Origin of the sequence: Sulfitobacter sp. OXR-159, assembly GCF_034377145.1 — a bacterium.
Classification (GTDB): Bacteria; Pseudomonadota; Alphaproteobacteria; order Rhodobacterales; family Rhodobacteraceae; genus Sulfitobacter.
Map to the genome: position 1 here is coordinate 1 of NZ_CP139712.1, position 25,356 is coordinate 25,356.

Here is a 25,356-nt window from a genome sequence, read left to right on the forward strand (position 1 = left end):
ATGGATGATCGAAACGTTGGATATGCGCAAGGCATAGGCTCTTCTGACATCGGCACGTTTGCCGACAATCTGGCCGAGTCCTTGGATCGGCAGATGAAGATCGCCTTCGAACCCGAAGAGCGTAAAGCCTTGCGGCGTTTCAGCTCGACCGAAGTTGCCGGTCTCCTGCGCGTAAGCACGTCTAACCTGCGCAACCGGCACAAGGACGGTAGCTTCCCGGAAGTGCATACTGATAACCGCGGGCACCGGTTCTACACAGCCCAAGAAGTGGACGAATTGCGCAACATCTTGGGGCGCACAGGAAAGAACGCCGAATCGTATCGGCCAGGTCGACGCGATGGCGACCGACTTCAGGTGCTATCGGTCGTCAATTTCAAAGGTGGTTCGTCGAAAACAACAGCGACGATTCATCTTGCACAGCGTTATGCCTTGCGCGGCTACCGTGTTTTGGTCCTGGATCTCGATCCGCAAGCAAGTTTGACCACATTTTTCGGCTTTCGGCCTGAGCTCGAGTTCGCCGAGGGCGGAACAATCTATGATGCTCTGAGATATGAGGATCAGGTTCCGCTCTCTGACGTGATCCAAAAGACCTACTTTCACAAACTCGACATGGTTCCGGCCGGCTTGATGCTCTCGGAGTACGAAACCGAGACAGCAAACGCGCTCGCCCGTCGGATGCAGCCCATTTTTGCGGAGCGCCTCGCCTTGGCACTTGAGGAGGTAGAGGCAAATTACGACATCGTACTGATCGACTGCCCTCCTCAACTCGGCTTTCTGACTCTCACGGCATTGGCGGCCTCTACAGGGCTCCTGGTGACGGTCGTGCCAGGAATGCTGGATATCGCTTCCATGAGCCAATTCCTGAAACTTGCGTCAGAAACGGTAAAGGCCGTTGAAGAAGCGATTGGACGCCGTGTGACATGGGATTTCGTCAAATTCCTGATCACAAGGTATGAGCCGTCAGATGGGCCACAGACCCAAATGGCTGGCTACCTGAGATCAATTCTCGCCGGCCAGGTCATGACTGAACCCATGCTGAAGTCTACCGCAATCTCTGACGCCGGAATGACCCAGCAAACCGTCTATGAAGTTGATCCCGGCCAGTTCATCAGGAAAACGATTGATCGCGCTCTGACCAGCGTGAACGGCGTTGCCGATGAACTGGAGCAGACGATCCAAATGGCATGGGGGCGTCGCTGATGGCCAGAAACATTTTCAACCAACCTCCGAAGGACGAAAAAGAGAGCGCGGCTCCCTCCCCTACCCTGCAAAAAACTGCAAAGCTGCCCGGCTCTGTTGGCGGTTTGCGGGACTCCTTGCGCGAAATCACGGCCAATTCGATCCGGGACATCGAACCCGGTCAGATTGACATGGATGGCCTTCGCGATCGGTTGGTGCTGGAAGATACGAGTATCGACGAGCTTGCCGAGAGCATTCGCAAGCATGGCCAACAAGTGCCGATCATGGTCCGCCCATCGGGCCAACCCGACAGATACCGCATCATCTACGGCCGCCGTAGACTGGCAGCGATCCGCAAAATCGGAGGAACGGTCAAGGCAATCGTTCGCACATTGGACGACGACGCCTCGCTTATCGCACAGGGTCAAGAAAACAACCTTCGACTTGATCCGTCTTTCATCGAAAAATCTCTGTTTATCAGAGAGATGCAGGAAATTGGGTACAAACCCGGCGTCATTCAGGATGCTTTGGGGTTAACCCGGCAAGGCGTGTCCAACCACCGGGTCGTTATCGATCAACTGCCTGATGGGCTTGTTCAGCTTATCGGGCCGGCACATGGCATCGGAAGACGGCAGTGGGGTGATTTAGCGGCCCTATCGGGAAAGGTAGACTTGGTGAATTCGGCCAAAGAGGTGATCGCCGCCCTGCCCGACGACACTCCAAGCCCCGAGAGATTTCAGGCAGTCTATTCTGCTTGCTCGCACAAGGCGCGTGCAGACAAGAAACCGACCAGTCGCGGCGTGACGTCCGTCGTCAAGAATGAGAGCGGCGACACTGTCGGAACGCTGACAGTCGATCAGAAAGCGATCGCCATCAAGATCGCCAAAAAGGACAACCCGGAATTCGGCCAGTGGCTCGAGGAACGTGCGGAAGCTACGCTTTTGCAACTCTTCGATGAGTGGCGGAATGAGAGCGGCTCTGGGTCCTAACCCAAGCCACATAGAGGAACCCGAGCAAAGGAGAAAAGCGAAGACCAGAAAGAAAAGAGCCCCCCAAAGTTTCCCCTGGAGAGCCCTCATCATTCGATTTGCACTCATGATGTAGCAACCTCCAGCAAACCGGTCAAGAGTCACCGATTCGGTGAACCGATTTTTACTGCCTTTTCCCAGATAGAATCTTGGGAGGAGACAGGGAAGCTGTGGGCCAAACGGTCATCGTGATCAAATCATGGCATTTACAAAACTATCAATCGAGGCTGCTGGTGCAGATGCATCATGCGGCTCAATTCCCGCATCTGAAATCGATATCTGGACCATCTTCCGGGCCCTGAGAGACGCGCGCAGCGTGTTCGGGCTTCGCCCTGGCCACATCCAGACCCTTCAAGCAATGCTCAGCTTTTTGAAACCTGGCAACGGCGAAACGGTATTTGCGTCCAACTACACCATTTGCCAGCGCGTTGGCGGGATCGACGAACGGACACTCCGCAGGCACATCAACCGCTTCGTTGAGCTCGGATTCATCAAGCGCAATGACAGTTCGAACCGAAAGCGCTACCGCGTACGCTCATCCGGCGGCGAGTGCATCAGTTATGGATTGTCTCTCACCCCCCTGCTCCAACGTGCGAGCGAGCTTATCGCCATCGCGCAAGAGCTAGAGAATAACCGGCGCGATCGGATATTTATTCGCAAACAGATTCTTACTAAGCTCGCCCATTTGGAAGAGCATGATCCCAGCAACACATTCATCAACCACGCACGGAAAGCTCTACGCAGGAAGCTGAGCCTCCCCGAATACCACGCTCTGCTCGCCAATACAGATGCAGAATTCCAGAGTTTATCTACCCCGGATGACCCACCTGAAACTATGGAATTGCCCGCCAATGACGGACAAACTGTCCGGCATCAATCTAAGTCTAAAAAAGAAAAAAAAGATTTAGATAGCAACATAGGCGATGAGGCCCTGAAACCAGACTTGCTTACCTCAGTCTGCGATCAGGCGACATCGTTCTCCACAGAGAGACTTAGAAACTGGTTGGACATTGAAAACCATGCTCGAACACTTGCACCCATGATGGGCATTCACCCAGAAACTTTCGAGAAAGCCAAGAATGCTGTAGGAGCTCAGAAAACGTCATGCGCGATCTTCATCATGCTACAGCTCGGAAAACGCATCAGGGATTTTGGAGCGTATTTTTACAGTATCACCCTGGGTCAAAGACAAAACCAATTTGACCCATTAGCTTTGATCAAGCGACTGTCCAAAACCAATGAGCAAACCGTCTAATGTCCACCGCGGTGGACTTCGAACGGGAAACAGCGCTTATGGCAACCACAACTGTCCAAACGCACCTAGCGGCGCGTGGTGGTTCTTCAGTTTATCTCAGACCAGCAGATGTCCACCGCGGTGGACAAGTGACACACGAGCGAGCCTTGTTGGAAATCTCGCCGGCCATGGAAGAAATATGCGGTCAGGCATTACACCCTAAATCCCTAGAGTTATTGTGGGAGGTCACCATCACCAAAAAGGTTTGGAAAGAGCCGCTCTCGATAATCCAACGGAAACGCCAGCCGAACTGGCGTCTTCGGTGAGGCAGAAGTCAGGTATCCGGCGGCGGTCAGTTTACTCAGTGTGTTGCGAGCAGTACGTTCGGACGTCTTGAGCACAATCTGCGCGTCACCACGTTCCAGTGCGCCATGCCGAAGAACCGCCGAAATCAGTTCCGGCGCTCGCTTGTCATCGATGGTATCTGCAACGAGACGACGATACCGTTGGTCCAATCCGCCGAGATCGAACAATCTTGCTGAGAAAGTGATCTGGTCGAGCGTCACCTTTAGGAACCATTCACTGAACGTCTTCAGTGCCGCTTCTGACAGGTTTCCCCGTCCGTCGCGGTCTCCGCGGCGTGGGCTGTCGGCCAGATCCATCATCCGTTTGTACTCACCCCGGTCGGTCAGCCCGCGGGCCAGCCCACGCGATACGGACCAGAGCCCTTGGCCACCAATCCCCGCTGTCAGGGCCATGGCATGAGACATCAGCCTGCTGACACGGCCGTTACCATCCGGGAAAGGGTGGATGTAGTTCAGCCGGTGATGTGCAGAGGCGATCGCGATGATCCTTCCGCTCGAAGACCGCGCCGCAATCTGAAACCGTCTGTCGAAATGGTCCATGAATGCCGCAACGCGCGATGATGAGGGGGGTAGGTGGCGTCCGACCGCAACTTCCCGATCGTCATCCTGGCGCATGCGCCCCGGAACGATGGGCTCTTGTGTGCCATCGGGATGTTCGATGACCCGAAACTCGTCAGGCATCTCATCGTAGAAGCTCTTATGGACCCAAGTCAGGAATGCGACGGATGTGGGGCGGGGCAGGGTGCCCTTGCGATGCATCTCGTCAATGGAACGCTGAACAATGACATGAGCGCGTGCCTCCAGGGCAAGAGGACGGGTTTCCTCTTCAAGCTCGGCGCCAGCCAGCGCCCTTTCGATGTCGCGGGGGCGTGTGTTGTGTCCTTCGATCAGGTTGGAGTAGTAGCAGTTCATCACGCGGACGAGATCGGCAAGCTCGGCTGCGCTGTCAGGATGCAGCCCTTGTCCCAGCCTGGTGGCTTCCCTCTGGATGTCGACCGAAAGGTCTGCCAATTCTGTAGGAATATGCTCCTTGAAGAAGCAGGGTTCGATTCTGGCGGGTGTTTCCAGCATTTTTGCCGATCTTCCATGTTTGCAAAGTAATTGAAAAATAAACACATTTCGTACTTTCAAGCAAGGTTTTGCCGATATGCGTTGCCGATCTTGCCTGCCGATCTGGAATTGCTGCATGAAATCAATGGCTTCGGCAGAAGGGCCGAGCTTTTCGGTTTTGTTGTGTGCCCAAAGGGGCCGGAAAAAGAGAAAGTGTCCTTCGGGTTTTGTGACTGACGAATGAGGGCCTTTGGGGGCCCTCAGATGGGTCCGGGCCGGATTCCGGTCTGTCGTTCCTGACGAAGGGCATTCCCATGCAAATAGGTGTCTTGCGCGTGTTGCGCGCGACCGCTGCCTCGTGGTGGCGACACAAGGAACTACGCCGAACCGGCCAGACGGGGCAGGCACAACGGCTCGAGCGCGAGACGGTCCTGCGTGATCTCGGCTATCTCAGGCAGGCGGCGACGCTGCCGAATGCCCATGTGATTTGCGGAGAGGGCGGCACGTTCATCCATCTTGGTTGGACCACCGTCTCGACCCTCGCGCCGATCGAGCGCTTTCCGTTGGCCGTTCTTGCGGTCCCTCGAGGGACGCCCTTCATCGATATCCGACCCGTCACCGATGTGATTGCCTTTGCGAACCTGCCGCGGGTGACGCGGGACGGATCGGTCGACCCTGAACCCTGGGGTCCTGGCAAGTCCGTCCCGCTGACCACCTACGTCGACATGGTCGAAGTGCTTGGTGCCAGGATCGCCAACGATCCGAGGCCCCGTCAGTCAATCTGATCACCATTCCCTCTCACCAATACTCGAAAGGAGGCCAGCCATGGCCCGATCCCGCACGCCCAAATTCGATGCCTCCGAGGTCATCACAAACGAAATCATCCGCATCATCGAGCGCGGCGTCCTGCCGTGGCGCAAGCCATGGACCGCAGGGGGCAGCTCTCGTCCCCTGCGCGTGGGCGGAGAACCCTACCAGGGGGTGAACAACTTCCTGCTGACGATGCGGACCGTGATGGCGGGCCACAGCTCGCCCTTCTGGATGACGTTGCCGCAGGCCAATGCGTTGGACGCAAAGGTCCGCAAGGGCGAGAAATCCTCTGTCGTCGTCTATTACGGCCAAAGCCGGAAAGACGCGGGCGGCGAGGACGACCGCAGCGATAGCGATGATCGCTCCGAGGAAGCCCGCATCTTCCGCTTCCAGAAATCCTATCGCGTATTCAACGCCTGCCAGATCGAGGGTTTGCCGGATAGCTTCCATCCCGAGCCGGACCCGGTGCCTGAACATCCCCCGTCCGAGCCCATCCCGCACATGCAGGCGTTTTTCGATGCCATCGACATCACGACCGTCTTCACGGGGACGGAGGCGTACTATTTGCCGCCCGTGGACAAGGTCTACATGCCATCCATCACGCGGTTCCAGGACCCGCGCAATTTCTACGGGGTCTGGGCCCATGAGCTGGCCCATGCCACGAAGGCCCCCCATCGACTGAACCGTGATTTCGGGTTCTCGAAGTTTGGCATCACCTCCTACGCGCGCGAGGAGATCGTCGCAGAACTGACCTCGGTGTTCCTGGGTCAGACGCTCGGCTTCACCGCGCATACGCTCGAGATGAATGCCGCCTACCTCCACAACTGGTTGCGCGTTCTTCGGTCGGACAAGGGCGCGATCTTCCGGCACGCCGCGGACGCGCAGCGCGCTTGCGACTACCTGATCGCCAGATCGGAGACGGGCAGGGCGCAGCGCCGAGGCCGCCTGACAGATCTATTGCTGCGAAGCGGAATATGGCCGCTTTGAGTCCAATATCACATCGAATGCGTGACCGAAATTCAGGCTAGGTCACACCAGAAACTTTGCGAACTGCATCGAGGAACAGTCCGAACGGTCGGCTGACTGCGAACATCAGCACAGCGGTTGATACAAGAAGCAAAACAATTTCGCTTCGGTCAGCTCCAACGAAAAACAGCACTACGGCATAAACGGGCAATTGGAACGACAAGAAGGCGAGCCCGTCGATCAGAGTTTTGCTCCAAGAAACCGTGGGCTTGGTTGTGCTAAAAAACCAGTCTCGCCAGAGTCCGTACGGTCGCCCTGTGAACAGCATGAGCGGTATCATTGTCAGTCGCGTCTTCAGAACTTCGCCGGGCTCCATACCTGCGACGAACAATTCGGTAAGCGATGCGACAAACGTGAAAAAGATCACTGTCGCAAGTGTATCAACGATGGTTTTGCGCATGCCGTTGATTAGCGGTTCTGGATCAGATTGTCGAACGGCAGCAAAGTCCCGCTGAACGGACACTTGGATCTGTTTGGGTTGGGGAGGTTTGGTTCACCACGCGGAAAAGTGAAAGATGCCGTAATGGGGCTGTCGGCGAATCGAGCACGTTTCGCTTGCTTGACAGCATGATGTGGAGTGCCGTTGCCCTTGATGCGCCTGCAGCGCGTCTACGAGGTCGTATGTTTCCATGCGCCTCAATTCCTGAGAATAGAAGGGCAACGACATGAATGTATTTATCGGACTAGATGTATCTCTGACAAGCACGGCGATTTGTGTGCTGGGGCCGCAAGGGAAGGTTGTTGAGGAGTTGGAGGCCGCCAGCGAGCCTGAGGCGCTGGTGCGTGCGATGACGTCATTGCCGTACGCGGTCGATGCGATCGGTCTTGAAGCCGGACCACTGTCCCAATGGCTGAGTAAGGGCATCGAAGAGGCCGGACTTGACGTGGTCTTGATGGAAACGCGGTTGGTGAAAGCCGCTTTGAAAGCCATGCCGATCAAAACCGATCGGCGCGATGCTCAGGGCATTGCGCGCTTGCTTCAAATGGGATGGTACAGGCCCGTGCACCGCAAATCGGTGTCCTCCCAGGAAATCCGCGCGTTGCTGACAGCGCGCAAGTCAGTTCAGCAGGCCATCATCAACCTTGAGCTTTCCATGCGGGGTGTTTTGCGGAACTTCGGTCTGAAGCTGGGACACGTCACCCGGATCAGGTACGAGGCCCGGGTGAGGGAACTGGTTGAGCAGAATGAAATCCTGTCGGCGTCGACAGAGGCCCTTTTGCGCGCGCGTGCGCAGTTGCGCGCCGAGTTGGCTGAATTGGATGCGACAATCGCGGATCTGGCAAAACAAGACGACGTTTGCCGTCTGATGATGACGATGCCAGGCGTCGGTCGGATCGTCGCCCTGACGGTCAAATCCGCGATCGACGATCCGACCCGGTTCGCGCGATCGAAGGATGTTGGTCCGTGGGTGGGGCTGACGCCGAGACGTACGCAATCCGGAGAGATGGACATTGTCGGGCAAATTACTCGAGCCGGTGACCGGGCCCTTCGAACGGCCTTGTATCAAGCGGCGATGATCTTGATGCACCGTGGGTCACCAAACTGGCTCCAGGCCTGGGCGCTCAGAGTGGCCCATCGGCGTGGATCGAAACGGGCCTTGATTGCACTTGCGCGGCGTATTGGCGTTGTATTGCACCGCATGTGGCGAGACGGCACACCATTCCGCCATGTGCAGAGCTCCCCGGCAACGGTCTGAGTAAAATAATTCCAGAACTTGATCTGACGGAGGAACGCACTGCACCTGACGACAGGTACGACGAGGTCCCTTGCCGGGACGAGGTTCCTGGAGATGCCGAAAGCCCGCTAGTTATCGGCTAACGCTGAATACGCGTAAAAGATGGGCACCCAGGACCAGATTTGGACCAGGCATAGAGTGGCAGCCATGCGGCTGACTACGGACGGAAGAGCGAAGCCCGTGCAAGGGGTGTCCTTCAGTCCTGACGTGCGGGTGCAGTGAAAAAGAAAAAGAAAGCTTCTGAATCTGTGCCTTAAAACTCGGTGAAAGTTGAGATCTTCGCCGGGATTTTTGACTTGCCCGAAACCCTTGACCCCACATTTCCCAAGTAAGGCGCTGATTTCGCTGTCCTGACCATTATATTTCCTATATAAAACATGGTGTTGAAGGCTGCGAGGGGCGCGTTTCATGGATCACCCAGAGGGTGCGGGCTTGCAACGGGCAGATCGGGTGGATTTCGACCCTCGCGTGCGGCTGGAATTTCGCGGCACGCAGCTCAGTTCCGACGGCGGCCTTCTGGTGATGCGCGAGCTTGATGACGCGCTCGGGTTGTCCGATTTGGCGTCAGCGGCGCTGCGCGATACTCGCTCTGGCAAGAACACGGTCCATCGGCTCGACGGCCTGTTCCGGCAATCAGTCTTTGGGCGGCTGGCCGGATACGAGGATGTCAACGACGCCAACCGTCTCGCCTGCGATCCGGTCATGCGCCAAGTTGTCGGCGGCAGAGCGGTCGATGCACAAGCGGCCTCGGCATCGCAGATGGGACGGTTCGAGACCGAGACGCTGGCTCTGGCCGGGAACCGTGCCGCGCTGGCCGACCTGAACGGGCAATGGATCGACCGGTTCCATGACCGTAACGGGCTGAAGTACATCGTTCTGGACATGGACAGCTCGGTCAGCCCGACCCATGGCGACCAGGAAGGGTCCGCCTGGAATGGCCATTTCGACTGTAGCTGCTATCACCCCAACTTTCTGTTCAACCAGTTCGGGATGCTGGAACGCTGCGCCCTGCGCCATGGCAACGTCCACAGCGCCGATGGCTGGCGTGATGTTCTCGACCCCGTCATTGCGCGCTACGCGGAGCGCGACCTTGGTGGCAGGTTCTTCCGGGCCGATGCTGCCTACGCGATCCCGGCGATCTATGAGCGATTGGAAGAAGCGCGGTTCTTCTACGCCATCCGGCTGCCCGCAAACGCGGTCCTCAAGGACAAGATCGCGCATCGGCTAACGCGCCCTGTCGGGCGGCCGTCACTGACCAAGGTCAAGCGGTTCTTCGAGGAATTCGAGTATCAGGCGGCGTCCTGGGACAAGGAACGCCGGGTGATCGCCAAGATCGAATGGCATCCGGGCGAACTGTTCCCGCGTGTCGGCTTCATCGTCACCAACCTGCCGATGGAGCCGGACTGGGTGGTGCGGTTCTACAACCAGCGCGGCACCGCCGAGCAGCACATCAAAGAGGGCAAATACGCCTTTCGCTGGACGCGGCTGTCGTGCCGGAAGTTCCGCGACAATGAGGTGCGGCTGCAACTGCACGCCCTGGCGTACAACCTGGCCACCTTCTTGCGCTGCATCGAGCTGCCCGAAGCCATGGCCGACTGGTCGTTGACCAGCCTGCAACTGAAGCTGATCAAGATCGGGGCACGTGTGGTCCGTCACGCCCGCACCATCACCTTCCAGCTGGCCGAGGTCGCTGTCACCGGCACGATGGTACGCGCCATCCTCGCCGCTATCCGCCGATTGCGAGCGCCACCGCTATGCGCATGATCGCGATCCACGCTCAAACTGAACGAAAGCGGCTGGACAGATCTGTCCGCTGCGCTGAAAAACGCCGCCCCTGGGCAAGGAAACAGCGGCTTCGCGGTCTGATCCGTCCAGATCCAGCAGTCTGCGCGACCGCAGGTGCCGCTTGCGGCAGAAAATCCTTGTCTAGCGATCGGATACAGGCGATCTTCACCTCAAACGACACGCCACCTGGGGAATGCAGGTTGTAGAGCTACCTCACCTCCCTCACCTCTGCCTCACCCTATTTTCTCTATCTAACTATTTGAAAATAAAGGAGTGGGTAAAGAAGGTGAAGGAGGTGAGGCTGTATACACATATGAGAAAATTCATATATAGCCACAAATATGGCTACAATGGTTGGCCACCACCAGCTTCACCTCCCCCACCCGCCATAGGTTCTTTGGGGCTTCATCCTGCATGGGTAATTCGCGTTGACAGAGGCCCGCCCCATTACGGAAGCGGGCTTTGAGAAGGGTGTTTCAAACCTCTCAAAGGAGATCCCCATGTCCATGACCGCACAAACCCATACATACCGCCCGGATCCGAGTGTGATCGCGGCGCAAAACGACGCGTTTCGCAAGCTCGCGTGCCTTGGTGTGCCGCCCGCGCAGCCCATCCAGGGCCGGATGCATGTCACCCGCTCGCTTATGGAGGCCGGCGATGGCTTCATGGCCGAGGCGGTGAAGGCGACTGGTGAGTTTGCCACGTTCGAGCCAGAGAATGATCCCGAGGGCTGGCACGATTTTGGCGCGGTCGAGATCCGAGGCGAGACCGTGTTCTGGAAGATCGATCTCTATGAGGCAGATTCGGATTTCCGCTACGGGGCTGAGACCCCGGACAATCCTGCCACCACCATGCGCGTGCTGACCATCATGCTGGCGCGCGACTGGTAGGGCAGGGGACACCCCCCCGACATCTCAGGCAATGAAGGCCCACCGACCCCTCAAGGGGAGAGTGGGCCTTTTGTCCTTTTGATCCCCGAAGCCGGGGATTGGTCACGTGCGTGAACGCGCGGATCTCACCATACCCATCGAAAAGGACATCCCATGACCGCAAGCTTCAAACCCGTCTCCGTCGCCATCGGCGATCTGACTGCCCATCCAGCCAATGTGCGTAGCAACTCCCCGGAAACCTACGACCCCGAGAACATCGCCCATCTGAAGGCCAGCATCGCCGTACTGGGCCTGCTCCAGCCGCTCCTTGTCCAGAAGCTCGACGGCAAATATGCCGTGCTTGCCGGTGGCCGGCGCTATGCCGCGCTGAAAGAGCTGGTCGCGGACAAGGCCGTCAAGGGGTTCACGGCGAAAACCAAGGTGGACTGCCGTCTCGTCCGGGACGACTGCGACGTCACCACGGCCTTGTCGCTCGCCGAGAACATCACGCAAGCCCCGATGAACGCGATTGACGAGTTCGAGGCCTTCGCGCGGATGATGGAGGTCGATGGCCAGACCCCCGAGACCATCGCCAGGACCTTCGGCACCACAGTCGCTGCCGTGAAAGGCCGCCTGCGCTACGGTCTCATTCATCCCGACATTCGCGCGGCGGCTCGCGCGAAGACAATCACACTCGACACGATGAAGGCCTTTGCTGAGCATCCGAGCCAGGAAGTGCAGCGCGAGGTCTTCGAGGCGCTCACCAAGGAAGACAGCTACTTGCAGGCCTACACCGTCCGTCAGGCGCTCAAATCGCGCGGGGTGCAGGTCAGCGACGACATCGGTACCTTCGTGCGCGAGGAATACGAGGCCCGCGGCGGAGCGATCGCGGCCGATCTCCTGGAAGAGCATTCGGTGCTGGAAGACGCTGCGCTGGTCGAAACCATCCTGCTCGAGAAGCTCGCGGCCGCCGCCGAGGAGGCCCGCATAAAGCTGGGCTTTGCTTGGGCCGATTCGGTGGTCCGCTACGATTACGCGACCATGGCCGACTATGGCCGAGTCTATCCCAGCCCGATCGAGCCGGATGAGGCGAGCCAGAAGCGCATCGATGAGATCACCGCCGAGCTTGAGAAACTGCAGCTCGAGATGGAGGATGAGGGGCTCGAAGACGATGCCTACAATGCCCTTTACGAGCGCGTGGATGCTCTGGAAGACGAAGCGCGCGATCTGCAGGAGGCCTATAGCGCCGAGGACCTCGCGCGGTCCGGGGTGATCGCGTCGTGGCAGGGTGGAAAGATTACGCTCCATATCGGCCTCGTGCGCCCCGAGGACACCGTGAAAGGGGAGGGCGCGCGCGGTTCGTCGACCAACACCACCGGAGAGGAGGCCCCCGACGCTGGTGAAATCAGCTACCCGGCCTCGTTGGCAGAGGACCTCAAGACGGAGCGGGCCATGGCCCTCGGCGCCGCGATGGCGCTGCATCCCGAGGCCACGCTCGATCTGACGCTCTTCAAGCTGGTCAGTGATGTTCTGGCCAGCGGCATGAGCGTCACGCAGGCGATCAAGATCGATGCCCGCAAGGAATACCGCAGCCATGCCAAAATGGACGAGATCGACGAGACCTCGCTTGAGCAGGTGGCGGCGGCGCATGATGCGCTGGACCTCTCCTGGCTCGATGACAACCGTTCGCCCGCCGATCAGTTCGCGGCGTTTCGCGCGCTGGAGGCCGGCGAGAAGGCCAAGCTCGTGGCCTATGCGACCGCCAGCACGACGCAGTCCTGCTTCGCACGGGACCGCCAGCGCGACAGCCTGATGCATGACTTCGAGATCGAGATCATGCCCGACATCCGCGCCCACTGGACGCCAAATGCGGCGCTCTTCAACCGCTTCAAGAAGGCCTGGCTTCTGAAGATCCTCGGCGAAGATCTGGGTCTGGCCCAGGAGGCGGTGACGCTGGCCTCGTCGAGCAAGAAAGAGATCGTCGCCTTCTGCGACAAGCTCTTCGCCGAGCCTTTCGCGACGCTCACGGACGCGCAGCGCGCTGCTGTGGCCGCCTGGTGCCCGCCCATGATGCAGACCGCCGGCGTCGCCTGTGATGAGGCGGAGCATGCCTCGCAATCTCCCGAGCCTGACAGCGAGATCGCGCAAGCGGCCTGAGTCCTCACGCGACCCGCGCGAGCCATGACGCCTGCGCGGGTCGATCTTCTCATACCCAACCGAAAGACATCCCCATGGCTATTCTCAAGTTCTCTGCCTCCGCTGTTGCGGCGCAGATCGCCCATGCGCGCGCCTGCAAAACCTTCCTGCCCAACTGGAACGGGCCCGTGGACAGGCCGGCCCTGATCCTCATCGTCGGCAATGGCGTGCATCTGCGCTCGAACGGCATCGATGGTACGACCACCCGTATCGTCACCACCGAACAGGCCGATCCCTCCTTTGCCTTCGCCGACGGCATGAACCCGTTTCGGGATACCGACTGGATGGCGCAGCGCCGCATGGCGTTTCGCGATCTGACAGGCCAGTTCTACACCGACATCCTGGATGACGTGCAGGTGCTCATCGACCGGGGGCGGGGGACCATCCGGCTCGCCACCGATGGCCACAGCATCCGCGTCTTCGTGCGCCGGGCCTCGGATTATCTCATCGGCGGGACCTACGAGGTGCCGTCAGGCCTCGGCGGCACCTTCCGGGTCATCCTCAAGGATGCCTGCGACACCTTCGCGATCGTGCAGAACTGCGGCAATTGCGAGGATTTCGACGTCATGCAGCCCTACCGCGTGCCGCTCGATGCATTGATGGAAATCGATGACCGGAGGGCGGCATAATGGGATGGCTCTTCTACACCGATTGCCGCGTCCAGACCTACGCGGACGAGAAAGCGGAGATTGCCCGGCTGTGCACCTTCGAGGGCGACACGCGCAAAACCGAACTGGTCAAGGCCGGTAAGGTCGGCTCCACCTGGTATGCAGCGGCTAGGGTCACCAATCGCGACGGCACCCCTGTCGAAGACGCGACCTATGTCACCGATGCGGATGGCTCCATCACTTTCGGAGCTGTCTTCCTCACCCGATACGATGACGGCTGCTGGGGCTACAAGGACATGGAGGAAAGCGCTGGCCCGAACGAGTCTCGTGCTCCCCTTGGGCTGATCGAGCTCCTCTCCGACCTGAAAGACCCGGACAGCTACGCCCAGGACTGGCGCCAGCGCTGCCGGGACTGGGCTTCGATCCCTGACTACGAGGAAGGCGACAAGATCAGGCTCGCAGCACCCGTGACGCTCACCGATGGCAGCACCTGCCAGATCGTCACCGCGACACACTACAGGCGGGGTCGGCAGAAACGCCGCTGCTACCGCATCGAGGAAACTGGTGGGCTCGTACGCCTGTCGAAGGCCTCGCTTGCGGGCTCGGAGCTGCTCAGCTCCGCGAAAGGTGCGGCTAGCCCGGTGCTGGCGGAGTTCCTGGCGGGGCAGGGTGGTTGAGTTTCTCGCTGAGACAACACCACGGAACCACGCGCGCACATAATGCCGACTTGAAACCGTATCTCAAATGAGATACATCACTCCCATCAACTGGAGGACCATCCATGCCTGCCCAAACATCCATGCTTCATGTTCGTGTTGACGATCAGCTGAAAGCACAGGCTTCGGACGCACTTGCGGGCGTCGGTCTGACGCTCTCCGATGCGGTGCGTATTCTTCTGACCCGCGTGGCCGCAGAAGGCGGATTGCCTGCCGGATTGACCGCTGATCCGGATGCCTATGATGCCTGGTTCCGGGCGAAGGTACAGGAAGCGCTGGACGATCCAAGGCCCACAACGCCCCATGCCAAGGCGATGCAAGACGCCCAGGCATTGATTGACGGGAAGCGCCTTGCCAAATCTTGAATGGAAAGCCACGGCCATCGCCGACTTGTTGGCAATCATTGACTACATCTCTGACGACAACCCGGATGCCGCCCAAGTTCTCAAAGACGAGATTGAACACAAGACGTCCCTCCTTCCAGAACGCCCTCAGATGTACCGCGCGGGCCGTGTGGACGGGACTAGGGAGATGGTTGTTCGGCCAAACTACATCGTGGTTTATGCTGAAAGCCCTGAGATGGTGACCATTTTGCGCGTACTTCATGCTGCGCAGCAGTGGCCATGATCGGCGTGCAGGCCCTCCGCTAAGAAATTGCCCGCTCTACGCCTTCAAAGTGTAGAGCGGGCTTTTTGTCCTTTGGAACTCAGACCCTGATCCAAAGGAAACCCCCATGTCCAAGCACCGCTCAACGCTCCCCAATCCTGTTGAATCCGACGCAAACCTCGCCTCTGCCCTCGCGCAGATCGGCACGGAGATCGACCACCAACCCCTGCGCAGTTCAGCGCTCGCGCGTATCATGCGCGAGACGTTTCATGGCAGCGATGCCGGCGGTGCCTGGGACTGGCGCATGGCCTATGACCTGATGCAGGCCGCGACCGTCCAGGTGCTGCTGCGTGGGGCCGACGCGGCAGGTGACATCGCTGCTGCAAAGCTGCTTGCCTCACGGCTGCTGACGGAAACCCGCCGGTCAGAGCAGCAGATCCGGCTGCAGCAGTTTTCCACGCCACTGCCATTTTCCGCCTTGGCCGTGCGGGCGGCTGCGGTCCGCAAGGGCGAGACCGTTCTGGAGCCCTCGGCGGGCACCGGCGCCTTGGCCGCTTTCGCCGTCCGGGCCGGTGCCACCCTTGTGCTCAACGAGATCGAGCCCTTTCGCCAGAGCCTTTTGCGCGCGGTCTTTGGCGGCGATGTGACGGGCCATGACGGTGAGCATATCGACGATCTGCTGCAGACGCCGGTTCTACCCGACGTCGTGGTGATGAACCCGCCCTTCGCCTCCTCGGTCGATCGTTCCCGCGACAAGCACATCGCTGCAAAACATCTCATCGGGGCTGCAAAGCGTCTCGCGCCCGGCGGGCGGCTGGTGGCGATCATGCCGCCGGGATTCACGCCCGAACGCGATGCCGCGCATTGGTCCCGCGCCTGCGGTCTCCTGACGCCACGCTTGGCGCTGACGATGCCGGGGCAGGTCTACCGCAAGCTCGGCACCTCTGTCGAAACCCAGCTGATGGTCTTCGACAAGGTGCAGGAGGACGGCGAAATGATCCGCGTCCCTGTGCGGGATCTGGATGAAGCCTTGGCATATGTTGATGCTGTGGCCTCAACCCGGACCGAGATGCGCCCTGTACAACAGGCAGCGACGATCCCTCACAGGCGGCCGACCGTTCTATCCTCTGCTCCGCGCAAGACCGCCGCTGCGCCTGTCGCCGCCTCCAAGCCTCGGGCCAATGCCGTCCGCCCGCTAACTTTCACGAGCCTTGATATCCCGCGCGACAACACGCCCATCTCGGACATCTATGCGCGCTACCGTCCGCAGCGGGTCGAGATCGCGGGTGCGCAAGAACATCCTACGCCGCTCGTCGAGAGCATCGCCATGGCCTCGGTTGCCCCGCCCATGCCCTCAAACACGGGCAGTGATGACTTGCGCCTGCCCGCCCGGTTGATCGAGGAGGGACATCTCTCCGAGGCGCAGCTGGAAACCATCATCATGGCGCATGATGCCCATGGGCGCGACCTGCCCCGTAGGTTCACCATCGATGACGACCAGACCAAGCTGACGCGCGCCGATGATGACCCGGATGCACGGGCCTATCGCCTTGGCTATTTCCTCGGCGACGGCACCGGTTGCGGCAAGGGCCGCGAATGCGCGGGGCTCGTTCTCGTGAACTGGCTTTCCGGGCGCAGGAAGGCGATCTGGGTCTCCAAATCCGCCACGCTCATCGAGGACGCCATCCGCGACTGGACCGATCTCGGCGGCTCGCCCGCCGACATCCAGCCGCTCTCCAAATGGAAACCGGACCAGCCCATCCCGAAGGGCGACGGTATCCTTTTTGTCACCTACGCCACGCTGCGGTCCGCGGGCAAATGCGGCACCACGCGACTGAGCCAGATCCTCGACTGGATGGGCGAAGACTTTGAAGGCGTCCTCGCTTTTGATGAGGCCCATGCCATGCAGAACGCGGCAGGGTCTGAGCAGGGCAGGGGGGTCAAACCCTCCCAGCAGGGCCTTGCTGGCCTCCGGCTGCAACTGGCAGCACCCCGCGCCCGCGTCTTCTACATCTCGGCCACGGGTGCGACGAGCGTCCACAACCTCGCCTATGCCGCGCGGCTGGGGCTCTGGGGGCAGGGCCCCGAATACCCCTTCCCAAGCCGCGAGAGCTTCGTTTCTGCGATGGAAGCCGGCGGTGTCGCTGCCATGGAGGTGGTCGCGCGCGATCTCAAGACGCTCGGGCTCTACACGGCGCGTGCCCTCAGTTTTGATGGGGTGGAGTATGACGTGCTCGAACACGCGCTCACCCCGGCCCAGATCGAGATCTACGACGCCTATGCGGGTGCGTTTCGGACGATCCACCACAATCTCGAGGCGGCGCTGACCGCGACTGGGGTCAACGACGCCTCGGGCGAGACCAATGCCTCGGCCGCACGCGCTTCGGCCAAGTCCCGCTTCGAGAGCACGAAGCAGCGGTTTTTCAACCATCTCCTGTTGGGCATGAAAGCCCTAACCATCATCCGTGCCATCGAGCAGGATCTGGTGGCGGGCTATGCTTGCGTCATCCAGGTGGTCTCGACAGGCGAGAGCCTTCTGTGGTTGCCGCCCGTAGTGCAAGAATTTTTTGACCCTATTGGCGAGTGATCGAGTGCGGTCTTCTGTAAGGCCTCGAGATGCGGCACTTCCAAAAGCCGCGGGCCGGGATGGTGATCAGCGGATCAGGTCCAAATCTGTTGAGCGAGCTCTGAGCTCGTAGGCCCTAACTGGTTTTCCCAATCCAGATCTATTCGATCGTTTTGCCCATTCAGGTCGTCGTCTTCTTACACTCCCCTTGGCACCGTCGCTAGCAGTTCAACAAGAGCATCATGCCGCGACTGCCAGCGCCGGATCCTTGTAATCTTCGTTCTTTGTCAGCATCGCCCAGATTTGCCGGGCCATCTTATTGGCCAGCGCGATAGCGACCAGCATCTTGGGCTTGCGCGCCAACAATCGTGATAGCCAGCTGCCCTCCGTAATTGTGCGCCGTCCGAGCCAGCCCAGCCGCGACATTGCCCCAATGATCAAGAGACGTCTTATATCAGCTTGCCCGGCCTTGGTCATCCGCCCCAAACGTTCTTTGCCTCCCGAAGAATGTTGCTTGGGCACCAGACCCAACCAAGCCGCAAAGTCACGTCCCGTTTTGAACTGCGCCATATCAGGTCCAAACGCTTCTACAGCGATGGCCGTCAGTGGCCCAACACCGGGCATAGTCTGAAGCCTGCGCGCCCTGTCTGACTCAGCGGCCAGCGACTCGAGTTTCGCGGTGCGTTCGTTGATACGCGCCGTTTTCTCTGCAATCTGCGCCAGCAGGTCCAAGCACTCCTCGCGGATCAATGACAGCAAGTCGGCAGTCTTATCCTCTACAAGCGCTGTGATGCGATTAAGACTGCGTATCCCTTGAGGAAACACATGCCCATGCTCATACAACAGCGCCCGCAAGGCGTTCACATCCGCCGTCCGCTGATGCACCAGGCGTTCCCGGCCACGGAAAACTGCCGCGCGCGATTGTTGCTCGACTGTTTTAGGCTCCACGAAGCGCATCTCGGGCTGGCGAGCCGCGATGACAATCGCCTCGGCGTCGGCAGCGTCGTTTTTCTGGCGCTTCACGAACGGGCGAGCATACTGTGGCGCGATGAGTTTTACCTCATGTCCAAGCGCTTCCATCTCGCGCGCCCAATAATGTGCGCTGCCACATGCCTCGAGGATAACCAAGCTTGGCTCCTGCTTAGCCATGAACACGGGAAACTGCGTTCGCGTCAGCTTCTTGCGAAACTGAATCTCCCCCGTGTGCAGCGCCCCATGAACTTGAAAAACATTCTTTGCCAGATCGACCCCGATCATCATATCCTTCATCTCGCCGTCCTCCTCTTTGTGTGGCTTTCAACACCACGACCTTGGCACATTGCGATGCCGTCTGGGGAGGGCGGCAACCACTCCATCTGTTGAAGCGCCGACTTGAGACGATGGACCCGGAGGATGAACTCGTTGAGGGTGCCTTGACGCCGCGTGATTATGTTTTATCCGGAGTTCCGGATAACACGTAATATGCCGCGTCACCGTTATGCGGAGTTCGGGATTTCAACCTGTTGTTCTGCTGATTCATTTTCGGGTTTCCACTTTGGATAATCATGATGCCTCTGCTCTCAACCGCAGAAGGACATCCCCCATGAACTCCCCCTCCAACTCTCCGCTCGGCGGCCGTGCCGACGCCGACGACGTCGCTCTGGTCAGCGCCTATCTCGCAGACAATCCCCGGCTCTCGAAGGGCGCCGTGGGTGCCGCCCGGCATTTTCTGAAGTGGGCACGCGCCCGGAAGATCCCGACCAGAGACCTCGACGCATCGGCGGTGGATCGGTTCCTTCGCCATCACTGCCGCTGCGGCCGCTACAGCCCTGCGCAACTGCGCAAGCCTGCCTACGCCACAGATACACGCAGATTCCTGAACTATCTCGAAGCCACCGGGGTGGTCTTCATTGCAAATGAAGTCGCCCGGCTCGGGCAATATCTGGAGGCCCATGCAGAGAAGCTCTGCGCCACCGGATATAGCAAGGTGACGTACTCGACGCAGCTGACTCAGGCCCGCCATTTCGCGGAATGGGCGCTGCTGATGCGTGTTCCGGCCCACGGAATCGATGAGGCTACCATCGATCATTTCGCACGGCATAATTGCCGCTGTGGGGAGAAGACCAAACATGGCAAGGACATGCTGGGCTCGCGCCTCAAGAACCGCCGCCGTGGTGCGCGTGCTTTTGTCCGGTTCCTGAGGGATGAGGGTCTGATCCCGCCTGAAGCGCCTGACTGCGATCCGCGCCTGACCGAGTTCTCGGAATGGTTGCGCCGCGAACGTGGGGTGACGCACGAGACCGTACGGCGCTTCTTGTACGAAGCGAACCGCTGGCTGGATAGCCTCGGGGCAACCCCGAAAGACTACAACGCGGCGGCAATCCGCTCGATCGTTTTGAACCAGGGCGAAGAGCGCTCAAGATCTTCGGTGCGGATGACGGTGACCGTTCTGCGCGCTTTCTTGCGCTTCACGATTGTTCAGAATCAATGCGCCCCGTCGCTCCTGTATGCTGTGCCATCTGCCGTTTGGCGCAAGCTGTCAACGGTACCACCGACGATCCCTCGAACCAAAATTGAAGAGATAATAGCGTCCTGTGGAACCAAAACGCCTGTCGAGATACGGGACCGCGCCATACTCCTTCTGCTCGCGCGGCTGGCTTTGCGCGCCGGTGACATCTGGCAATTGCGGCTGTCAGACATTGACTGGCGTGCGAGTCGGTTGCGATTGCATGGCAAAGCCAGACGCGAAGTTTTGGTACCAATACCACAGGATGCTGGGGATGCGCTGCTGACCTATATCGAAGATGTGCGTCCGGTCGTCACAACTGACAGGGTCTTTCTGCGCATTCAGGCGCCATTCACTCCGTTTCGGTCCTCTGCTGAGATCGCCGGGATCGTTTCCCGTGTCCTTGCCCGGGGTGGCTTCACCGGTCTGCCGACGGGCGCGCACGTGTTTCGCCATTCACTGGCATCGGCCTGGTTGCGCGGCGGCGCGGATCTTGATCAGATCGGTGTCGCGCTTCGCCACAGCTCGCGTGATACGACCGCGATCTATGCCAAGGTCGATATCGAGATGCTGGCAGGTGTGGCCCAGCCTTGGCCGGAGTGCGCATCATGATGCATTCCCATGTCGATCGCTTCGTTCAACTGAACCGCGCCCTTGGAAAGAAGTTTGCCGCGCAAGAGACGTCCTTGCGCTCTTTCGCGGATTTCGCTGCAGACCGATCAGCCAGCCACGTGACAACTACCCTGATATTGGAATGGGCTGGTGGCGCCTCGACGCCAGGTGCCGTGCAAATTCGGGTCGATCAAGCCCGGGCGTTAGCCGTATTCCTGCATGCGGAAGATGCGCATCACGAGATACCGCCGTTGAATCTGCTGGGCCGTTCACGACGGCAGCGGCCCGCCCCGTATATCATGACGCAGGGCCAGATCAGTCGGATCATGCGGGAAGCGCTTCTGGTGCCGGGCCTGACATCAATCAGCCCGCTGACTTACCACAATCTTATCGGTTTGCTTGCATCGACAGGTTTGCGGATTTCGGAGGCTTTGTCGCTCCGGTGCGACGACCTGACCGACGACGGTCTCATGATCCGGCATGGCAAGTTCGGCAAGAGCCGCCTCGTGCCGATACATGCTTCGACCCGCGCCGCGCTTGACCGCTATCTCGAAGCCCGAGGCGTCGTGCGCAATCCCGGCGATGATCTTTTCGTACTCGGCCATGGCCGTGCCCCGACGGCGACCAGGGTCCACGTGGTCTTCGTCCGGATCGTCCGCAAGCTCGGATATCGCACTCCGACTGGTCCCGGACCCCGGCTGCACGATCTGCGCCATACATTTGCGGTGCGATCTCTGGAAGCTTGCGGGAACGATCCGCAGGCGGTCATGCGGCACATGAAGGCCCTGAGCACCTATCTCGGCCATGTCGATATCGCCAACACCTATTGGTACCTTGAGGCCACGCCGGTTCTTCTGAAGATAATCGCCTCGACCGCCGAAGAGACCTGGATCGGAGGTGCAGCATGACCCCGCTCGCTCCCGATCTTTCGGCCTTCATGCAAACCCATCTTCCGGGCGAGTGCGGTGCAAGCCGACATACCATCGCAGCCTATGCCCACGCGTTCACCCTCTTGCTGCGGTTTGCCGCTGGACGGCTCAAGCGCTCCCCTTCGGAACTCGCAATCGAAGACCTCGATGTTCAGATGATCAGGGCGTTTCTTGAACACATCGAGGTAGGGCGCGCCAATTCCGTCCGGTCCCGCAACGCGCGGCTGGCGGCGATCAAATCGTTCTTCCGTTTCGTCGAACATCGCCACCCGGCCTGTCTCGAGCAGGCGCTGATGATCCGAGCCCTGCCCGTCAAGCGCACGGATACAAGGCTCATCGACTACCTGACCCGGGAAGAACTCCAGGCCCTGCTTGCCGCACCGAACCGCTATACGCTTGGGGGACTGCGTGACCGGGCGATGCTGCACCTGGCCTATGCTGCGGGCTTGAGGGCGTCCGAGCTGCTCGCAGTGCGAATGGGCGATTTTCCTGAAGGCTCGTTTTCCAGCGTGCGGATTCTTGGCAAGGGTCGGCGGGAGCGGATTCTGCCGCTCTGGAAAGAGACCCAAGCCGCCATTCGCGCGTGGCTGGCTGTCCGGCCAGGCGATGCGGGGCCGGAACTATTCCTGAACCGTGATGGTCGCCAGATGACACGGGACGGGTTCGCCTACAGGCTCCGGCAGCATGTGGTGACAGCTGAACGCTCGGCGCCGTCGATCGCCGCAAAGCACGTCACCCCGCATGTGCTACGACACAGCTGTGCGATGCATACACTTCAGGCAACCGGCGATGTCCGCAAGGTCGCGCTCTGGCTCGGCCATGCCAGCATCCAGACAACGGAGATGTATCTGCGCGCAGACCCGACCGAGAAGCTCGCGCTCTTGGATGCCCATCACGCACCGTTGATCAAACCGGGCAAGTTCCGGGAACCCTCGGACAAGCTGATGCAGATATTGGCCATCGCCACGCAGCGTTCCTGACTGAACGCGTAACATTTGGCGTCCCGCGTCCGGCGGGGCGCTATTCCATCACATAGCCGAGCGCCCGATAGCCTGTTCGTCGCTTGGCCGCCATTCTGGACAGGACCGGAACCGAACTGTCGACATAGTCGACCACCAGGACGTCTTTCTTTCCGTCATGCTGCCGATGCAACCTGCCGACATATTGCGCCAGCGTGCCTTTCCAGGCGATCGGCATCGTCAGGAATAGGGTGTCGAGCCGCGCATCATCGAAGCCCTCACCGATGTAGCGCCCTGTCGCGAGGATCAGCCGTTCCTCATCGTCATCGACAGTCAGCCCCGCATGCGCGGCCTTCCGGTCCTTTGCGGACATGCCGCCGCGGAGCACGATAATGTTTTTCGCAAATCGGGAGAACCGGTCCTGAAGATACTGGAGGTGATCCTTCCGTTCGGTCAGCACGATCGGCGAGCGTTTGGCATCCAGTGATTTCAGCACATCGTCGAAGATCAGATCGTTTCGAGCAGGGTCCTCCGCTAAAGCGGCATAAATTGCAGGTATGGATGGGCGCTCCGCCATGGCGAGGGGCTCCGGCAAACGGAATCTCGTGTGACGTTCACGCGCCCGATGGTGAATGCCGCTTTCGGCGGCCTGCGATTTGGCGCTCACCTGATGGCGCACGGGGCCGCATTGCATGAAGATGATCGGATGATGTCCGTCTTTTCGGGCGACGGTCGCCGACAACCCGGTGACGTAGCGCGCCTTCGATCTGCGGGCGACCAGTTCAAAGCTTGACGCAGACAGATGATGGCATTCATCGACGATAAGGTGCCCGTAGTCGGCAACAATGTCGTCTACTTCGCCTTTGCGGACCAGGCTCTGGATCAGCGCCACGTCGATCACACCGGTAGGTTTGCGTTTGCCGCCGCCGATGGTGCCGATCAGCTTCGGGTCGATCTGCAGAAAGGACTTCAGCCGCTCGACCCATTGGTTTAGCAGTTCCCGGCGGTGAACCAGCACCAGTGTATTGCGTGCACGATGTGCGATCAGCGCCGCGGCCACGACCGTCTTGCCGAATGCGGTCGTGGCGGCAAGCACACCGGTATCATGTTCGGCCAGGGCGTCAAACGCGCGCGTTTGCGGCGGGCGAAGTTCGCCACGGAAGCGGACCGTCTCCGGCAAGCGGGTTCCGTCTGCACGTAAATCGTCCAGGTCGGCTGTCGCACCGTGATCGGACAGGAACCCGATCGCTTCGTCGAAGCAGCCGCGCGGCAGGGCGACGTGTCGGGGATGCAGTTCGGCACAGGACACAATTCGCGGCTTGCCGAATGTCGGCAGCCGCATCGCCTGGGCGCGATAGAATTCAGGGTTCTGGAACGCGGCCAGTCGGACCAGTTGGGCAATCATGGCCGAAGGCAGCTCTGACCGGTCGAGATAGATCTGGTCTGCGACTGTCACCTTGATGGTTTGCGGGATGGGCACATCCAGACGTCGTGGCGTGCTGTGGCGTGACGGAGACATCTTCCAGGGCTCATTCGCCTGTTCGTCATCCACCGGCATGCGCACGCCCAACACCCGCCCGGAAAGCTCAGCCGTTTCGACGAGGTCACTCACCGCTGACGCCGACATTCTCGGCAGGGAAGACAAAAAGGCCCACTGATCGTCAAATGGCCGCATTCCCGCGTCCACAAAGACGCTGTTGCCAGCCTTGCGCGCAGTGTTCTGAAGCGGCAGTGCGATCAGATTGCCGAAACCGCCGAGCGGCATGATATCCTGGTTTGGAAACAGCCGGTCATAGGAGGCAAAGCCAATCTCCGGCCGCCTTTCCATCGTTTCCGTGATCAAAACCGATCCGAGCTGGCGCGCCAGACGGGCGGACACGGGTTCTGAGAAGAAGATCCAGACATGACCGCCGTTGCCCGATCTCGACCGCTCCAGCGCTGCAGGGACTCCCTTTGCTCGGCAGGTTTCCAGCAGCGCATTGGCGTCTTCCGCCCAGGATGCCTTGTCAAAATCCGCAGCAAGAAACCAGCATGTATCACCCTGGAGCAGCGGGTAGACGCCCGCGACAAAATCCCCGCTGCGTCCATCATCACCGCGCAGGTGTTTTTCCATGATGCACTCATTCGGCGGGATGAACTTCTGATGTGGGCACTCGCCGCATTTGACCTTCGGCTTGCCGCAAATGCCTTTCACCCATTCGTTGGCACAAGCAGGCGAATATCCTGAGCGTTCGGTCTTCCTGTTTTCCCACCGCACAGGAAACACGTCAGGCCGACCGGCGAATAGACTTCGGAACAGATCGACCTTTTCGTGCGACGGCGAACTGTTCGTCACCGGAGCGTCCTCGAAGGAAGGCTGTTTCACGGCTGGCGCGTGCTCAGCGGCGAGGCGAACCTCGAGGGACGCCATCTCGCGCTGAAGCTGCTGCCGTTCGGCATCCAGATTGGCTAGACGCGCTCGAACCCGCGCCATTTCCGCCTCGATGTTGCTCTTTTCTGCCACCGCGGTTTCCACCCAATCCTTTCCGTCCCGTCCAGCATAAAGCGGGAAAGCGGCTCGCGTAAGCAGGCTTTCCCGATCGTCAGCACGGCCGCCG

General features: G+C 59.8%; 21 protein-coding genes. 17 read left to right on the plus strand and 4 right to left on the minus strand.

Annotated features, from left to right (window positions below; genetic code table 11):
- The 3 genes from repA to repC all read left to right on the plus strand — a co-directional run bounded on the left by repA (position 1) and on the right by repC (position 3,462).
- A complete protein-coding gene (gene repA, locus T8A63_RS21465; RefSeq protein WP_120352459.1) occupies positions 1–1,200 on the plus strand; it encodes a plasmid partitioning protein RepA in 1,200 nt (399 codons plus the stop codon).
- Positions 1,200–2,168: a plasmid partitioning protein RepB gene (gene repB, locus T8A63_RS21470; protein ID WP_254694015.1), complete on the plus strand. Its 969-nt coding sequence runs from the start codon at positions 1,200–1,202 to the stop codon at positions 2,166–2,168. Before repA ends, repB begins: the two co-directional genes overlap by 1 nt.
- 238 nt (positions 2,169–2,406) lie before the next feature.
- Entirely contained in the window at positions 2,407–3,462 is a 1,056-nt protein-coding gene (repC, locus tag T8A63_RS21475; protein WP_322346735.1) for a plasmid replication protein RepC, read from the plus strand.
- 212 nt (positions 3,463–3,674) lie between these two features.
- Here the strand turns inward: repC and T8A63_RS21480 are convergent, their stop codons facing one another.
- The gene (locus T8A63_RS21480) at positions 3,675–4,877 is read right to left on the minus strand and encodes a Fic family protein (RefSeq protein ID WP_120352462.1); all 1,203 of its coding nucleotides are present in this window, start codon (positions 4,875–4,877) and stop codon (positions 3,675–3,677) included.
- Positions 4,878–5,170: 293 nt separating this feature from the next.
- On the opposite strand from T8A63_RS21480, the gene T8A63_RS21485 reads away from it, so the two are divergent.
- Positions 5,171–5,641: a hypothetical protein gene (locus tag T8A63_RS21485; protein WP_322346737.1), complete on the plus strand. Its 471-nt coding sequence runs from the start codon at positions 5,171–5,173 to the stop codon at positions 5,639–5,641.
- A gap of 40 nt (positions 5,642–5,681) precedes the next feature.
- On the plus strand, positions 5,682–6,653 hold the full coding sequence (locus T8A63_RS21490; protein WP_322346739.1) for an ArdC family protein: 972 nt from the start codon (positions 5,682–5,684) through the stop codon (positions 6,651–6,653).
- 37 nt (positions 6,654–6,690) lie between these two features.
- Here T8A63_RS21490 and alaE read toward each other — a convergent pair whose 3' ends face one another.
- Entirely contained in the window at positions 6,691–7,155 is a 465-nt protein-coding gene (alaE, locus tag T8A63_RS21495) for an L-alanine exporter AlaE (RefSeq protein WP_322346740.1), read from the minus strand.
- A 202-nt stretch (positions 7,156–7,357) separates the two neighbouring features.
- On the opposite strand from alaE, the gene T8A63_RS21500 reads away from it, so the two are divergent.
- The 9 genes from T8A63_RS21500 (at position 7,358) to T8A63_RS21540 (ending at position 17,795) form a co-directional block, all read left to right on the plus strand.
- The gene (locus T8A63_RS21500; RefSeq protein WP_095587668.1) at positions 7,358–8,389 is read left to right on the plus strand and encodes an IS110 family transposase; all 1,032 of its coding nucleotides are present in this window, start codon (positions 7,358–7,360) and stop codon (positions 8,387–8,389) included.
- Positions 8,390–8,836: 447 nt separating this feature from the next.
- Positions 8,837–10,192, plus strand: coding sequence for an IS1380-like element IS1247 family transposase (locus T8A63_RS21505; RefSeq protein WP_006473457.1), 1,356 nt, complete (start codon positions 8,837–8,839; stop codon positions 10,190–10,192).
- Between the two features lie 521 nt (positions 10,193–10,713).
- Positions 10,714–11,103, plus strand: coding sequence for a DUF3768 domain-containing protein (locus T8A63_RS21510; RefSeq protein WP_322346742.1), 390 nt, complete (start codon positions 10,714–10,716; stop codon positions 11,101–11,103).
- 153 nt (positions 11,104–11,256) lie between these two features.
- Entirely contained in the window at positions 11,257–13,239 is a 1,983-nt protein-coding gene (locus T8A63_RS21515; protein WP_322346744.1) for a ParB/RepB/Spo0J family partition protein, read from the plus strand.
- Positions 13,240–13,313: 74 nt separating this feature from the next.
- The gene (locus T8A63_RS21520; protein ID WP_322346746.1) at positions 13,314–13,907 is read left to right on the plus strand and encodes a regulator; all 594 of its coding nucleotides are present in this window, start codon (positions 13,314–13,316) and stop codon (positions 13,905–13,907) included.
- On the plus strand, positions 13,907–14,563 hold the full coding sequence (locus T8A63_RS21525) for a DUF6927 domain-containing protein (RefSeq protein WP_322346748.1): 657 nt from the start codon (positions 13,907–13,909) through the stop codon (positions 14,561–14,563). The genes T8A63_RS21520 and T8A63_RS21525 overlap by 1 nt, the downstream gene beginning before the upstream one ends.
- 104 nt (positions 14,564–14,667) lie before the next feature.
- A complete protein-coding gene (locus T8A63_RS21530) occupies positions 14,668–14,967 on the plus strand; it encodes a type II toxin-antitoxin system RelB/DinJ family antitoxin (protein WP_044353023.1) in 300 nt (99 codons plus the stop codon).
- Positions 14,954–15,229, plus strand: a complete 276-nt coding sequence (locus tag T8A63_RS21535) for a type II toxin-antitoxin system mRNA interferase toxin, RelE/StbE family (RefSeq protein WP_071974127.1) — start codon at positions 14,954–14,956, stop codon at positions 15,227–15,229. The genes T8A63_RS21530 and T8A63_RS21535 overlap by 14 nt, the downstream gene beginning before the upstream one ends.
- 106 nt (positions 15,230–15,335) lie before the next feature.
- Positions 15,336–17,795: a strawberry notch-like NTP hydrolase domain-containing protein gene (locus T8A63_RS21540; RefSeq protein WP_322346759.1), complete on the plus strand. Its 2,460-nt coding sequence runs from the start codon at positions 15,336–15,338 to the stop codon at positions 17,793–17,795.
- A gap of 219 nt (positions 17,796–18,014) precedes the next feature.
- Here T8A63_RS21540 and T8A63_RS21545 read toward each other — a convergent pair whose 3' ends face one another.
- Positions 18,015–19,043 carry an IS110 family transposase gene (locus T8A63_RS21545; RefSeq protein ID WP_067629787.1) on the minus strand — a complete coding sequence of 343 codons (1,029 nt, stop codon included), beginning with the start codon at positions 19,041–19,043 and terminating at the stop codon, positions 18,015–18,017.
- Between the two features lie 313 nt (positions 19,044–19,356).
- Between T8A63_RS21545 and T8A63_RS21550 the strand changes: the two genes are divergently transcribed.
- The 3 genes from T8A63_RS21550 to T8A63_RS21560 are packed head-to-tail and all read left to right on the plus strand — an operon-like array spanning position 19,357 to position 22,780.
- Positions 19,357–20,871 carry a tyrosine-type recombinase/integrase gene (locus tag T8A63_RS21550; protein WP_322346761.1) on the plus strand — a complete coding sequence of 505 codons (1,515 nt, stop codon included), beginning with the start codon at positions 19,357–19,359 and terminating at the stop codon, positions 20,869–20,871.
- Positions 20,868–21,779, plus strand: a complete 912-nt coding sequence (locus T8A63_RS21555) for a tyrosine-type recombinase/integrase (protein WP_322346762.1) — start codon at positions 20,868–20,870, stop codon at positions 21,777–21,779. Before T8A63_RS21550 ends, T8A63_RS21555 begins: the two co-directional genes overlap by 4 nt.
- Positions 21,776–22,780, plus strand: coding sequence for a tyrosine-type recombinase/integrase (locus tag T8A63_RS21560; RefSeq protein ID WP_269368007.1), 1,005 nt, complete (start codon positions 21,776–21,778; stop codon positions 22,778–22,780). The genes T8A63_RS21555 and T8A63_RS21560 overlap by 4 nt, the downstream gene beginning before the upstream one ends.
- Positions 22,781–22,820: 40 nt before the next feature.
- On the opposite strand, the gene T8A63_RS21565 is transcribed toward T8A63_RS21560, so the two are convergent.
- Positions 22,821–25,232, minus strand: a complete 2,412-nt coding sequence (locus tag T8A63_RS21565) for a TOTE conflict system archaeo-eukaryotic primase domain-containing protein (protein WP_416153270.1) — start codon at positions 25,230–25,232, stop codon at positions 22,821–22,823.
- Between the last annotated feature and the right edge of the window lie 124 nt (positions 25,233–25,356).